This is a genomic window from Bacillus sp. G1(2015b) (genome assembly GCF_001482475.1).
GTDB lineage: Bacteria > Bacillota > Bacilli > Bacillales > Bacillaceae > Bacillus > Bacillus safensis.
Window position 1 is genome coordinate 126,492 of sequence record NZ_LKIC01000023.1, and the last position, 13,747, is coordinate 140,238.

General features: G+C 42.6%; 11 protein-coding genes. 10 read left to right on the forward strand and 1 reads right to left on the reverse strand.

Annotated features, from left to right (window positions below):
- Positions 1 to 86: 86 nt before the first annotated feature.
- The 3 genes from AMR95_RS11235 to pheT all read left to right on the forward strand — a co-directional run bounded on the left by AMR95_RS11235 (position 87) and on the right by pheT (position 4,676).
- Positions 87 to 830 carry a TrmH family RNA methyltransferase gene (locus AMR95_RS11235; RefSeq protein WP_058838299.1) on the forward strand — a complete coding sequence of 248 codons (744 nt, stop codon included), beginning with the start codon at positions 87 to 89 and terminating at the stop codon, positions 828 to 830.
- A gap of 381 nt (positions 831 to 1,211) precedes the next feature.
- Positions 1,212 to 2,246, forward strand: coding sequence for a phenylalanine--tRNA ligase subunit alpha (gene pheS / locus AMR95_RS11240; RefSeq protein WP_047202641.1), 1,035 nt, complete (start codon positions 1,212 to 1,214; stop codon positions 2,244 to 2,246).
- A 15-nt stretch (positions 2,247 to 2,261) separates the two neighbouring features.
- Positions 2,262 to 4,676 (forward strand): phenylalanine--tRNA ligase subunit beta, encoded by a 2,415-nt coding sequence (gene pheT, locus AMR95_RS11245; RefSeq protein ID WP_058838300.1) that lies wholly within the window; start codon positions 2,262 to 2,264, stop codon positions 4,674 to 4,676.
- 36 nt (positions 4,677 to 4,712) lie between these two features.
- Here the strand turns inward: pheT and rnhC are convergent, their stop codons facing one another.
- A complete protein-coding gene (gene rnhC, locus AMR95_RS11250; RefSeq protein WP_082672228.1) occupies positions 4,713 to 5,636 on the reverse strand; it encodes a ribonuclease HIII in 924 nt (307 codons plus the stop codon).
- 134 nt (positions 5,637 to 5,770) lie between these two features.
- On the opposite strand from rnhC, the gene zapA reads away from it, so the two are divergent.
- The 7 genes from zapA to AMR95_RS11285 all read left to right on the forward strand — a co-directional run bounded on the left by zapA (position 5,771) and on the right by AMR95_RS11285 (position 13,627).
- The gene (gene zapA, locus AMR95_RS11255) at positions 5,771 to 6,028 is read left to right on the forward strand and encodes a cell division protein ZapA (protein ID WP_012010831.1); all 258 of its coding nucleotides are present in this window, start codon (positions 5,771 to 5,773) and stop codon (positions 6,026 to 6,028) included.
- Between the two features lie 7 nt (positions 6,029 to 6,035).
- The gene (locus tag AMR95_RS11260) at positions 6,036 to 6,569 is read left to right on the forward strand and encodes a CvpA family protein (protein ID WP_024423226.1); all 534 of its coding nucleotides are present in this window, start codon (positions 6,036 to 6,038) and stop codon (positions 6,567 to 6,569) included.
- A gap of 114 nt (positions 6,570 to 6,683) precedes the next feature.
- The gene (gene polX / locus AMR95_RS11265) at positions 6,684 to 8,396 is read left to right on the forward strand and encodes a DNA polymerase/3'-5' exonuclease PolX (RefSeq protein ID WP_058838301.1); all 1,713 of its coding nucleotides are present in this window, start codon (positions 6,684 to 6,686) and stop codon (positions 8,394 to 8,396) included.
- Positions 8,397 to 8,417: 21 nt separating this feature from the next.
- The gene (locus AMR95_RS11270; protein ID WP_058838331.1) at positions 8,418 to 10,775 is read left to right on the forward strand and encodes an endonuclease MutS2; all 2,358 of its coding nucleotides are present in this window, start codon (positions 8,418 to 8,420) and stop codon (positions 10,773 to 10,775) included.
- A gap of 14 nt (positions 10,776 to 10,789) precedes the next feature.
- A complete protein-coding gene (locus tag AMR95_RS11275; RefSeq protein WP_008345990.1) occupies positions 10,790 to 11,194 on the forward strand; it encodes a DUF350 domain-containing protein in 405 nt (134 codons plus the stop codon).
- Positions 11,195 to 11,356: 162 nt separating this feature from the next.
- A complete protein-coding gene (locus tag AMR95_RS11280; protein WP_058838302.1) occupies positions 11,357 to 11,812 on the forward strand; it encodes an immunity 63 family protein in 456 nt (151 codons plus the stop codon).
- A gap of 99 nt (positions 11,813 to 11,911) precedes the next feature.
- Positions 11,912 to 13,627: an AMP-binding protein gene (locus AMR95_RS11285; RefSeq protein WP_058838303.1), complete on the forward strand. Its 1,716-nt coding sequence runs from the start codon at positions 11,912 to 11,914 to the stop codon at positions 13,625 to 13,627.
- Positions 13,628 to 13,747 lie beyond the last annotated feature (120 nt).

Here is a 13,747-nt window from a genome sequence, read left to right on the forward strand (position 1 = left end):
AGCCCTATTCTGTCTCAAAGACAGGTTTATTATGTAGTGTGCATGAGATATAATAAATTCATGATAATTAAAGGAGTTAACGTCGCTTGAAATATATAGAATCAGCTAAAAACACAAACATTAAACAGTGGAAAAAGCTCCATACGAAAAAAGAAAGAACGAAAACGGGGCTGTTTCTCGTTGAGGGAATACACTTAGTCGAAGAAGCATTAAAGAGCGGGATCGTGAAGGAATTAATGGTCACTTCGCCCGATAGGCTTCCTCCTCATATCCAGCCTGACATTGAGCTTTATGAACTGAGCGAAGAGGCCTTTTCTGCCATGACAGAAACAGAAACGCCTCAGCACATTGCCGCTGTCTGTACAGTTCCTGTTTTTGAAGAAAAGAAGGTTGAACGGCTTCTTTTATTAGACGCAGTGCAGGATCCGGGGAATTTAGGCACACTCATTCGAACAGCAGATGCCGCTGGTCTTGATGCTGTGATCTTAGGAGAAGGAACAGTTGATGCGTTTAACGGAAAAACGCTCCGTTCCGCACAAGGGTCTCATTTCCACCTGCCTATCTTAAAGCAATCCCTTCAACAGGCAATCATGAAACTGAAAGAACGAGGCTTACCTGTATACGGCAGTGCCTTAAAAGATGCGAAAGAGTATAAAAGCGTAACGGCAGAAGGCCCATTTGCATTAATTGTTGGAAATGAAGGAGCTGGTATTGATCCAGAGATTCTGCAAATGACAGACCAAAATTTATATGTACCAATGTATGGGCAGGCAGAATCATTAAATGTAGCTGTTGCAGCAGCTGTTCTTGTCTATCATTTGCGTGGATAATGTTGCAACATGCGTTCATTTTCACTATAATAAAACTAATATTTTAAAAACCATGATAGAGGAAGATTGTTTCAAGAAGCGGCCTTATAGGGAGAATGCATCGTAGACTGAAAGTGCATTTAAGGAATGCTGAAACAGGAATTCACCTCTGGAGTTGTCACCGGGACCGCAGGCGTTGCTTTGCGTAAAGGTGAACCGGATTCGTTTGATTCCGTTATGTCAATGAAGCTTATTCGCACATGCATTTGTGCTTAACAAGGGTGGTACCGCGACCACAACTCGTCCCTTCTTTTATGGAGGGACGGGTTTTTTTATTGTCTTCAAACGATCAAACAGCCGTTTATCCGAGCGGTTTTGTATATCAAAAGGAGGATTACACTCATGCAAGAAACGTTAAAACAGCTTGAAACAGAGGCGATAGCGAAGGTTGAAGCAGCTAGCTCGCTCAAAGAGGTCAATGACATTCGGGTTCAATATTTAGGGAAAAAAGGACCGATTACAGAAGTACTTCGCGGAATGGGCAAGCTCTCCGCGGAAGAAAGACCAAAAATGGGTGCACTCGCAAACGAAGTAAGAGAGCAGATTGCTGGTGCCATTGCTGAAAAAAATGAACAGCTGGAAGCAGAAGAAGTAAAGAAAAAACTTGCTTCTCAAACGATCGATGTTACTTTGCCGGCAAGTCCAATCAAAATAGGGGCAAGACATCCATTAACGATAGTTGTCGAAGACATTGAAGATTTATTTATCGGAATGGGCTATACCGTTGAAGAAGGTCCTGAAGTGGAAACGGATTACTATAACTTTGAAGCATTGAATCTTCCAAAGGAGCATCCAGCACGTGATATGCAGGACAGCTTCTATATTACGGAAGATACACTGATGAGAACACAAACATCACCAGTGCAAGCACGTACACTTGAGAAATATAAAGGACAAGGTCCTGTGAAGATCATCTGTCCTGGGAAAGTATATAGACGTGACAGTGATGACGCGACTCATTCACATCAATTTATGCAAATTGAAGGGCTTGTCGTCGATCACAATATTAGCATGAGTGATCTAAAAGGAACGCTGGAGACAGTCGCAAGAAAAATGTTTGGAGAAGATCGTGAAATTAGACTGCGTCCAAGCTTTTTCCCATTCACAGAACCGTCTGTTGAAGTCGATGTGTCTTGCTTTAAATGCGGCGGGAAGGGCTGCTCTGTATGTAAGGGAACAGGCTGGATCGAGATTTTAGGTGCAGGAATGGTTCATCCGAATGTCCTGAAAATGAGCGGATTTGATCCAGAAACTTACCAAGGCTTTGCTTTTGGAATGGGTGTGGAACGGATTGCGATGCTGAAATACGGCATTGATGATATTCGCCATTTCTACACAAATGACATTAGATTCACAAAGCAATTCAAGCAGGACTAAGAGGAGGAAATCAACATGTTTGTTTCATATAAATGGTTAGAAGACTATGTCGATTTAGAAGGCATCAAGCCAGATGAACTAGCAGAAAAAATCACAAGAAGCGGAATTGAAGTGGAAGCCGTTGAATATAAAGGTGAAGGCATCAAAGGGGTTGTCGTTGGACACGTCATTGAACGTGAACAGCATCCGAATGCAGATAAATTAAACAAATGTCTTGTTGATATCGGCGAAGACGCACCGGTGCAAATTATTTGCGGGGCTCCGAATGTGGAGAAAGGACAGCATGTGGCCGTCGCAACAGTAGGTGCAGTCCTTCCTGGCAACTTTAAAATTAAAAAAGCAAAACTGCGCGGTGAAGAGTCTCATGGCATGATTTGTTCTCTGCAAGAATTAGGCGTAGAGAGCAAGCTCGTACCAAAAGAATATGCAGAAGGCATCTTTGTTTTCCCGAATGACGTGAAACCAGGGGATGATGCCCTTCAAGCACTTCAATTAGATGATGCGGTACTTGAGCTTGGCTTAACACCAAACCGTGCCGATGCCCTGAATATGCTAGGTGTCGCTTATGAGGTTGCGGCCATTTTAGGAAGAGACATCAAGCTTCCTGAAACAGCACATGACACTTCTTCTGAAAAAGCAGCAGACTATATTTCTGTAAAAATTGAGGATCAAGAAGCGAATCCACTTTATGCAGCAAAGATCATTAAAAATGTAAAGGTTGGATCAGCACCGCTTTGGATGCAAACAAGATTGATGAATGCAGGCATTCGTCCAATTAACAACGTCGTGGATATTACAAATTTTGTACTGCTTGAATACGGCCAGCCGCTTCATGCCTTTGATTATGACCGCTTTGGTTCAAAACAGGTGGTCGTTCGTAAAGCAACTGATAGCGAAATCATTCAAACACTCGATGAACAAGAGCGTACATTGTCATCAAAGCATCTTGTCATTACGAATGGAACGAAAGCGCACGCGGTAGCAGGCGTCATGGGCGGCTTTGAATCAGAGGTGCGTGATGAGACGACGACGATTCTTTTAGAAGCGGCATATTTCAACGGTCAAACAGTCCGTCAAGCATCTAGAGACTTAGGACTTCGCAGTGAATCAAGCACACGATTTGAAAAAGGACTCGATCCGCAGCGTACGAAGTCGGCAGCAGAAAGAGCAGCTCAATTGATCAGCATGTATGCAGGCGGCGAAGTGCTAAGCGGTACAGTTGAGGAAAATCACCTTGAAGCAAGTATGAATGTCATCCACGTATCAACTGAGCGTGTGAACAAGGTGCTTGGAATGAGCATTTCAAAAGAAGATATGGTTCAGATTTTCAACAAACTAGGCTTCACGGTGGGCGAATCAAATGATGTTCTTGTCGTAACAGTTCCTTCCCGCAGAATGGATATTACGATTGAAGAAGACCTCATTGAAGAAGTCGCAAGATTATACGGCTACGATAATATTCCATCTACACTGCCTGCGACAGCTGGCACGGTTGGCGGTCTCACGTCATACCAAGTGAAGCGCAGAAAGGTAAGACGTTTCTTAGAGGGCGCAGGACTTTCTCAAGCGATTACGTATTCATTGACGAATCAGCATAAGTCCACAGCTTTTGCCCTGCATCCAGCTTATGAAACGAGGCTTTCTCTGCCAATGAGTGAGGAACGCAGTGTGCTGAGACAAAGTCTTTTGCCAAACTTACTTGATTCTGTTGCATATAACTTGGCAAGACAAGCCGATTCATTTGGATTTTATGAAACGGGATCTGTTTTCTTAGCAGAAGCTGAAGGAGCAAAACCAGTGGAAAAAGAACATGTCGCTGGTGCGCTGACAGGCTTATGGCATAAAAATCTTTGGCAGGGTGAGAAAAAAGCCGTCGATTTTTATGTAGCGAAAGGAATTGCTGAAGGATTGTTCGAAAAGCTTGGTGTGTCAGACCAAATCACATATGTTCAAGCAGAGCGTGAGGGTCTTCACCCAGGTCGAACAGCAGATGTTCACTTAAATGGTAAAGTCATTGGCTTTGTTGCCGCACTGCATCCAGTTGTTGAAAAAGAATTGGATTTAAAAGAAACGTATGTGTTCGAGTTTGATTTAACAGATGTGATGACATCTGAAACGAAGGATATGAAATATACAGCGATTCCGAGATTCCCTGCTGTAACAAGAGATATCGCACTTGTTGTCGATCAGCATATCTCAAGCGGACAGCTGGAGCGAGTTATCTATGAAGCAGGTGGTCATCTACTCACAGACCTCTCTGTATTTGATGTGTACGAAGGGGAACATATGGAAGAAGGCAAAAAATCTGTTGCATTCTCTCTTCAATATTTAAACCCTGAACAAACGTTGACCGAGGAAGAAGTCACAGCTGTTCATACAAAAGTTTTGAAAGCACTAGAAGATACGTATCAAGCCGTCTTACGCGGTTAAAGAAAAAAAGCTAAGGCCTCATGGCCCTAGCTTTTTTTATAGCATTTTTTTCGCTTTTTGTGTGTTGGCAAAATGCAGCTTTGTAAATTGACGTAAAGCATCTTCACCATGCAGCTTGATGAGCTTGGCGGCGGCCTTGTCTACATGAGGGCCGGCTCCTTTTGGGATGTCAAAGCCTGCAGCCTTTGATAATTTGTCCATTTCAATTAAAAAGGCGTACCTTGCGATAATGGAAGCCGCAGCGACTGACAAATGGATGCCTTCTGCTTTTGTACTAAAATACGTCCGCTCCCGAATGATTTTTTTCCCAGCCAGATGCCTGAAATAAATGCCTGGTTCTGCAAACTGGTCAATCAAAATAGCCTCAGGCTGCTGTCCGCCCAGTTTTTCTAGCACAGAGGTGATGACTTGATTATGAAGCAGTGCCTTCATTTTTCCTTGACTCATGCCCTTTTCCTGCATCGTATTGTACTTTTCATTTCGGAGGACGAGAAGGCTGAACGGAATGGTTTTGATGAGATCCTTGGCAATGTTGATAATTTGCGGGTCCTTTAATCCTTTTGAGTCTTTTACGCCAAGCTCTTTCATTAAAGCAAGCTGGCTGGCATCAACATAGGCCGCACAGACTGTGATCGGTCCGAAATAATCTCCTGTACCTACTTCATCTGAACCGATGACCGACATGGAAGCAATGTCGGGCGGCGGACTGTATTTTGTGACAGCAGGTGCTTTTTGACTTTTCGTATCAGCTGCTTGTAAATGGCTGAATTGACTGGCTTCAGCTTCTGCCCTTTGTCCTTGAAAGAGCACTTTCCCAGATCGATAGGCTGTAATCGTACAGCCAGGGACTTTTGCTTGAAAGAGGGCACCTGGCGGCAAAGTGTCTGTTAAATGGTGCGCATACGCGCTCTTCATCTTTTTGAGGTCTTCTGATGTTGCTTTTAAAACGGATTGGGGCACAGTGGATAACTCCTTTTTACCTTGATATCATTGATTTCTAAAGTGTACCATAACAGGGAAGGGCTCGTCTTTCCATTCAATGTCTAAACATGTTATGATAGAGACTAGGATTCTCGTGGAATGGAGGAGAAACGTTGTCTGACGGCGGTAAAACGAAAACAACAGTTGAGATTTACGGACAGTCCTATACGATCATCGGACAAGAAACGAAGATGCATATGCGACATGTTGCGTCAATTGTTGATGATAAAATGAGAGAAATAAATGAAAAAAATCCATACCTTGATATAAACAAATTAGCTGTACTGACAGCAGTCAATGTCGTCCACGACTACTTGAAATTAAAAGAGCAATACGAAAAATTAGAGATTCAGCTAAAAGAAAAGGAATGAAATTACCGTGATCGATATCATCATTTTGTTTTTGCTTCTTATGGGAACGCTTGTCGGTCTAAAACGCGGGTTTATTCTTCAATTTATTAAATTGATCAGCTTTGTTGTTTCTATCTTAGTGGCTTCCATGTTTTATCAGTCACTTGCACCACAGCTTACGTGGATTCCAGCACCTAATTTTAGCGGCGGTCAACCGCAGCTCGCTTTCTTTAGTGGAAATCTAGAAACAGCTTATTATAATACCATTGCGTTTATCATTCTGTTTATCTTGACCAAAATCCTGCTCGCCATCATTGGCGGATTGCTCACAACCATTGCAAGTATACCTGTGATTAAGCAGGTGAACAAACTGCTTGGCGGTGTATTAGGATTTCTTGAAACCTATCTATTTGTTTTTATTCTATTGTTTGTCGCTGCATTACTACCAGTAGATGCACTGCAGACAATGATGAGCAAATCAATGTTAGCAGATGTGATCGTAAACAACACCCCTTACCTGTCCGGTCTTGTCAAAGACCTATGGTCGACGTATGGAGTTTAAAAACTTCTCCTTTCCTGGAGAAGTTTTTTCTCATTCCATGACAGAAAGTTGTAGGATGAAGGGAAAGTTTGTATATTTATATAGGAAGATGCCAAAGCGGCTGGAGGATGAGAGATGAATAAAAAAGATATTATCAAACTTCTTGAAACAATTGCAGTATATATGGAGCTAAAAGGAGATAATCCTTTTAAAATTTCTGCCTTTCGTAAAGCAGCGGCGGCACTGGAACAAGACGACCGCAGCCTTTCGCAAATAGATGATCTATTAGCATTACCCGGCATTGGAAAAGGAACCTTTGCTGTGATCACAGAGTATATCGAAAAAGGACAATCAGAAACACTTGAACAATTAAAAAAGGAAGTGCCTGAAGGACTTGTCCCGCTCTTAAAATTGCAAGGACTTGGCGGGAAGAAGATTGCTAAGCTTTACCAAGAGCTTGGTGTCCATGATGCACAATCATTAAAAGAAGCATGCGAAGCGGAAAAAGTACAAGCGCTTGCAGGCTTCGGTAAAAAAACCGAAGAAAAGATACTCGCCGCTCTTGAGGAGGCTGGAAAACAGCCAGAACGACTGCCAATTGGCTTTGCATTAGATGTGGCAGAGCGGATTGATCATGCGCTTGAACAGTTGAAGGGGATTCTTCGTTTTTCAAGAGCTGGCAGTTTAAGACGTGCACGGGAAACAGTCAAAGATTTAGATTATATCATCGCGACTGACAATCCTGAACAAGTCAGAGAGCAGCTCGTTGCACTTCAAGATGTCAAAGACGTCATCGCAAGCGGTGATACGAAGGTATCTGTCATTCTTGCCCTTGATTTTGAGATCAGTGTAGATTTCCGGCTTGTGACAACAGACCAATTTGCAACAACGCTGCATCATTTCACTGGCTCAAAAGACCACAATATTCGAATGCGTCAGCTGGCGAAGGAACGCGGAGAGCGTATTAGTGAATATGGTGTGGAAACAATTGAAACTGGAGAAGTAAAAACGTTCGAAGACGAGGCCGCTTTTTATGCGCATTTTCAACTTCCGCTCATTCCGCCAGAAATTCGTGAAACCGGAGCGGAGATTGATACGTATAAAGAAAGTATGCAATTTGTCGAGCTAAAAGATATTAAAGGCGACCTTCATATGCACTCGACTTGGAGTGATGGCGCATTTTCTATTCGTGAAATGGCAGAGGCATGTATCGCAAAAGGCTATGAATACATGGCGATTACAGATCACTCGCAATATTTAAAAGTAGCAAACGGTTTAACAAAAGAACGTTTACGTCTGCAAGCAAAAGAAATTGACAAGCTCAATCAAGAATTCGAGCATTTTCACATTTTCAAAGGGGTCGAAATGGATATTCTCCCGGATGGATCATTAGATTATGATGATGACTTTTTAGCAGACATGGATTTTGTGATTGCGTCTATCCATTCTAGCTTTTCTCAGCCGGAGGAAGTCATCATGGAGCGCCTTGAAAATGCCCTGCGGAATCAGCATGTAGATTTAATTGCACATCCAACAGGCCGTTTGATCGGCAGACGAGACGGCTATGCCTTAAATATAGATCAGCTCATAGAGCTTGCGAAGAAAACGGGAACTGCACTAGAGCTCAACAGCAACCCGTCAAGACTTGATTTGAAAACAGAGCATTTAATGAAAGCAAACGAAGCAGGTGTGAACATCATGATCAATACAGATGCACACAATATCGCCATGCTGGATCATATGGAAGTTGGTGTAACAGCTGCAAGAAAAGGCTGGACACCAAAAGCAAATGTCGTGAATACTTTTTCTCTAAACGAGATCAAAAAGTTTTTAACGCGTGACAGGTAGTCGTTAGGAGGCTGGACCATGCTGCAACAAAAAGTGTTAGCATCATTAGAATTTCATAAAGTAAAAGAAAAAGTCATGTCCTATACCGCATCCTCATTAGGAAAAGAAAGAGCGCAGGATTTAACGCCGCTGACGGATATAGAAACCATTCAGCATTTGCTGGAAGAGGTAGCAGAAGCACAGGATGTCATCCGTTTAAAGGGATCTGCGCCATTTGGCGGGCTAACGGATATTAGACGCGGGGTCAAACGGGCAGAAATCGGAAGTACATTAAGCCCATCTGAGCTCATGGAAATTGCAGGACTATTATATGCTGTGAAGAATATGAAACATTTTCTCATGTCTATGTATGAAGATGGTGTAGACATACCGCGCCTTCATACATATGCAGAGACACTGATTTTACTGCCAGAAGTCAGAAAAGAAATCGAAAGCTGTATCGGAGATAATGGAGAAGTTCTCGATCATGCCACTTCGGCACTTCGTTCATTGCGGATTCAATTACGCTCACTTGAATCAAAAGTTCGAGATAAATTAGAATCCATGATTCGCTCACAATCTGCTTCAAAAATGCTGTCAGACACGATTGTCACTATTCGTAATGATCGGTTCGTGATTCCAGTAAAGCAGGAGTACCGCTCGAATTACGGCGGAATTGTTCACGATCAGTCATCATCTGGGGCAACTCTTTTTATCGAGCCGCAAGTGGTCGTGGATTTAAATAACACCTTGCAGCAAACCCGTTTAAAAGAAAAACAAGAGGTCGAAAAGATCCTTCAAATGCTGACAGCGAGGGTGTCAGAACATATTGAGGAACTGCTTCACAACGTAAAGGAGCTCCAGACGTTAGATTTTATTTTTGCGAAAGCTAAATATGCAAAGGCAGAAAAAGCGACAAAGCCTGCTGTGAACAATCAAGGGGAGATTTATTTAAAGCGGGCAAGACATCCTCTATTGCCTAGGGATCAGGTTGTGGCAAATGACATTGAACTCGGCAAAGTTTTTTCAACCATCGTCATTACTGGACCAAATACAGGGGGTAAGACCGTTACCTTGAAAACGCTTGGTCTTCTGACGCTTATGACGCAGGCAGGGCTTCATATTCCAGTTGAAGAAGGCTCGGAAGTGGCTGTATTCGACCAAGTCTTTGCTGATATTGGAGATGAACAGTCGATTGAGCAAAGCTTGAGTACGTTCTCATCTCATATGGTCAATATTGTGGATATCTTAAAGAATTTGACATCTAACTCACTCGTGTTATTCGATGAATTAGGGGCAGGAACAGACCCTGCTGAAGGTGCTGCACTAGCCATGAGTATCTTAGATGAGGTGCATCAAACAAATGCACGCGTCATCGCAACGACTCACTATCCTGAGCTGAAGGCATACGGATATAACCGAGAAGGTGTCACAAATGCGAGCGTGGAGTTTGACATTGAAACCTTATCACCAACGTACCGCTTGCTCATCGGTGTGCCAGGACGAAGTAATGCATTTGAAATTTCTAAACGTCTTGGTTTGCCAGATCACCTCATTGACCGGGCAAAAGCGGATATGCATGCCGAGCATAATGAAGTAGACCAAATGATTGCTTCATTAGAAGACAGCAAGAAACAAGCAGAAGAAGAGCTGCATGAGACAGAAGTCTATAGAAAAGAAGCTGAAAAGCTTCATAAAGAATTACAGAGACAAATTCTTGAATGGAATGAGCAAAAGGACAAACTGCTTGAAGAAGCTGAACAAAAAGCGGCAAAAAAAATTGAACAAGCCTCAAAAGAAGCAGAAGACATCATTCAAGAGCTTCGGTCGATAAAAAATGAGCATCGCTCATTCAAAGAGCATGAACTCATCGATGCGAGAAAGCGTCTTGAAGATGCAGTGCCTGAGTTTGACCGAAAGAAAAAGCCAGCGCCGGTGAAAAAAGCAGCAAGACAGCTAAAATCAGGCGACGAAGTGAAGGTGCTCACCTTCGGGCAAAAAGGAACGCTGCTTGAACAAACAGGTGACAAAGAATGGAGTGTCCAAATGGGCATTCTGAAAATGAAAGTAAAAGAAAAAGACATGGAATTTATCAAATCGGCACCTGAATTTAAGCAGGAGAAGGCCATTACGGCAGTCAAAGGAAAAGATTATCATGTATCGCTTGAGCTCGACTTAAGGGGAGAGCGTTATGAAAATGCCTTAAGCAGAGTCGAGAAATATTTAGATGATGCTGTCTTAGCTGGTTATCCTCGTGTGTCGATCATTCACGGAAAAGGAACTGGCGCCCTTAGAAAAGGGGTTCAGGAATTACTGAAACAGCACCGAAGTGTGAAAAATGCTCGTTTTGGGGAACAAGGCGAGGGAGGATCAGGCGTTACCATCGTCGAATTAAAGTAAAAAGGAGAAAACGCATGAAAGCCTTTTGGGAAAATGAACTTGTGGAAATTGCCGCCTATTACAGCGTGGCCGTTCTATGTCTTGTCTTATTTCTAACCATTTTTGAACTCGTCACCTCCTATAAAAACTGGGAAGAGATTCAGCGTGGGAACTTAGCTGTTGCCATGGCAACAGGTGGAAAGATCTTTGGGATTGCGAATGTGTTTCAGCATTCTATTGCACAGCACAATTCCCTTCTGCAAATGATTGGATGGGGCGTATACGGCTTTGTGATGCTGCTTGTCAGCTATTTCATTTTTGAATTTTTAACACCACGATTTAAAGTAGACAAAGAGATTGAGAATGATAATAGAGCGGTCGGGTTTATTTCACTCATTATTTCAGTTGGGCTGTCTTACGTAGTAGCAGCCGGCATTTAAGGAGACGACATGGAAAAGCTAGCAAAAGTTTTAATCGTAGTTGCCTGCACTTTTGCGGTCATTGGTGCCGTTTACATGTTCCTGTGAAATGAAAAAGACAAAGTGAGAAAGCTGTCAGGGGTCCCTTGGCAGCTTTTATCTCACCCGAAGGCGGCGAATCATATGAAGCAAATTCTGCAAAAAGACGAAATCATAAAGCGCATTGATACATGTCTCCAAAGAACATCCCTGCCAAGAGACATATATGAACCGTATATTGCACGTCCATTTCAAACGACTGGATTTTTTGATGATTTGAGCCCTTATGTTCAAATTGATCCGAGCGGCTATATTCTCATTCAATATGAACGAGGAATCCAAATGCTGCACAAAAGAACAAAAGAGGCGGATGAAGTCATTTACTGGATTTTAGAAGACACGATTTTTCTCACAGTCTACATCGACATGATGAGGCAGTATCAAGTCGACAACATCCAGACACATTTACCTAATGATCCGAGTATCCATCAACAGATCGTGGAGAGAGTAAATGAGTCATTCCGTGCAATCGGTGGATTATATGAACAGTGGCATCATGAAGGAAAAAGAGCATCGATCGAAACACCAGCGAAGAAATAAAGAGGTCATGGAACCAAGCTCTATTTGAAAAAAGCAAACTGCCTTAAGGAAAAGTTTGCTATAATAAAATAGTACGAAAGTTCAGGAAGGAGGGTTTTTATGCAGTCAGATAAACGTTGGCTTCTGCATTACCCGAATGAAATTCCCCACGAACTCACCATCCCAAATGAGACGTTACAATCTTACTTATTCAGCTCCGCAGAGGCTGCACCTGAGCATACAGCCATTCATTTTCTAGGAAAAAACATCACCTATGAGCAGCTCCAAGAAGACGCATTGAAACTAGCTGGTCACCTGATGGAGATTGGCGTGAAAAAAGGCGACAGAGTAGCGATCATGCTGCCAAACTGTCCTCAATCGGTCATTTCTTATTATGCTGTTTTAATTGCAGGCGGCATCGTCGTTCAAACGAACCCGCTTTATACGGAGAAAGAATTGGCATATCAAATGGAGGACAGCGGCTCCAAAGTGCTGATTACATTGGATTTATTGTATCCAAAGGCCTATAAAATGAAAGCGCTGACAAGCAAGGAACACTTGATCATCACCAAACTACAGGATTATTTACCATTTCCAAAAAACATTCTGTTTCCTATCGTTCAAAAAAGAAAAAATAAAATGGTCATCCAAGTCGAGAAAAGTGATACCATTCATCACTTCTCACAAATCATGAAAGAATCATCAGGAGAACAAATCCCGCAGCTTGCCTTTGAACCGAAAGAGGATGTCGCTGTTTTGCAATATACAGGTGGAACGACCGGTTTACCAAAAGGGGTCATGCTGACGCATGAAAACATTTTAGCGAATACTGAAATGTGCGCTTCTTGGATGTATAAAACGACAAGAGGAAAAGAACGAATCCTCGGCATTATTCCGTTTTTTCATGTATACGGAATGACGACCGTATTAAATCTTGCTGTCAAAGAAGGACATTCAATGATTCTCCTTCCTCGATTTGACGCAGCTGATACCCTCAAAACGATTGAAAAACAGAAACCGACACTCTTTCCAGGTGCACCAACCATGTATATCGCCTTGCTGCATCATCCGAACATTGAAAAGTATGACCTGTCGTCCATCACTGCATGTTTAAGCGGCTCGGCGGCTCTTCCTGTTGAAGTCAAACAGAACTTTGAGAAATTAACAGGAGGGCGTTTAGTGGAGGGGTATGGTCTTTCCGAAACCTCACCAGTGACCCATTCTAACTTTTTATGGGGAGCGAACAAAACAGGCAGTATTGGCTGTCCGTGGCCTGGTACAGACGCAGGTATTTATTGCGAGGAAACGGGTGGCCTCAAAGAGCCATATGAGCACGGAGAAATTATCGTCAAAGGACCGCAGATTATGAAAGGATATTGGAATCAGCCAGAGGAGACAGCAGCTGTATTAAGAGATGGATGGCTTTTCACCGGAGATATTGGGTATATGGATGAAGACGGTTTTTTCTATATCGTTGACCGGAAAAAGGATGTCATTATTGCGAGCGGTTATAATATTTACCCAAGAGAGGTCGAAGAAGCCCTTTATGAGCATGAGCTTGTCCAAGAAGTTGTTGTCGCAGGTATACCAGACCCTTATAGAGGAGAAACAGTAAAAGCATTTGTTGTGCCGAAAAAGGATGCTTATTTAACAGAGGATGAACTCGATCGCTTTGTGAGAACGAGAATTGCTTCATTTAAAGTACCGCGCGTGTATGAATTTAAAGAGTCACTGCCTAAAACGGCTGTCGGAAAAATTTTGCGCAGGGTTTTAATTGAAGAAGAAAAAAGAAAGCATGTTTCATCTGAAACACCTATTGATCAATTAAAGAAATAACGACCTTTATCATCCGGTCGAGCGGCCGGATGATTTGAATGATGACAGTCTGCTCTGGTATGATAAAGGTTGAAAAGAAAGAAGAAGATCTCTTGACAAATCACCCGTTTCTTTTTAACA

What these genes read in the sequence shown, in the direction of transcription:
- pheS (WP_047202641.1), top strand. Translation starts at nt 1,212, where the DNA reads ATGCAAGAAACGTTAAAACAGCTTGAAACAGAGGCGATAGCGAAGGTT.
- pheT (WP_058838300.1), top strand. Translation starts at nt 2,262, where the DNA reads ATGTTTGTTTCATATAAATGGTTAGAAGACTATGTCGATTTAGAAGGC.
- polX (WP_058838301.1), top strand. Translation starts at nt 6,684, where the DNA reads ATGAATAAAAAAGATATTATCAAACTTCTTGAAACAATTGCAGTATAT.
- AMR95_RS11275 (WP_008345990.1), top strand. Translation starts at nt 10,790, where the DNA reads ATGAAAGCCTTTTGGGAAAATGAACTTGTGGAAATTGCCGCCTATTAC.
- AMR95_RS11280 (WP_058838302.1), top strand. Translation starts at nt 11,357, where the DNA reads ATGAAGCAAATTCTGCAAAAAGACGAAATCATAAAGCGCATTGATACA.
- AMR95_RS11285 (WP_058838303.1), top strand. Translation starts at nt 11,912, where the DNA reads ATGCAGTCAGATAAACGTTGGCTTCTGCATTACCCGAATGAAATTCCC.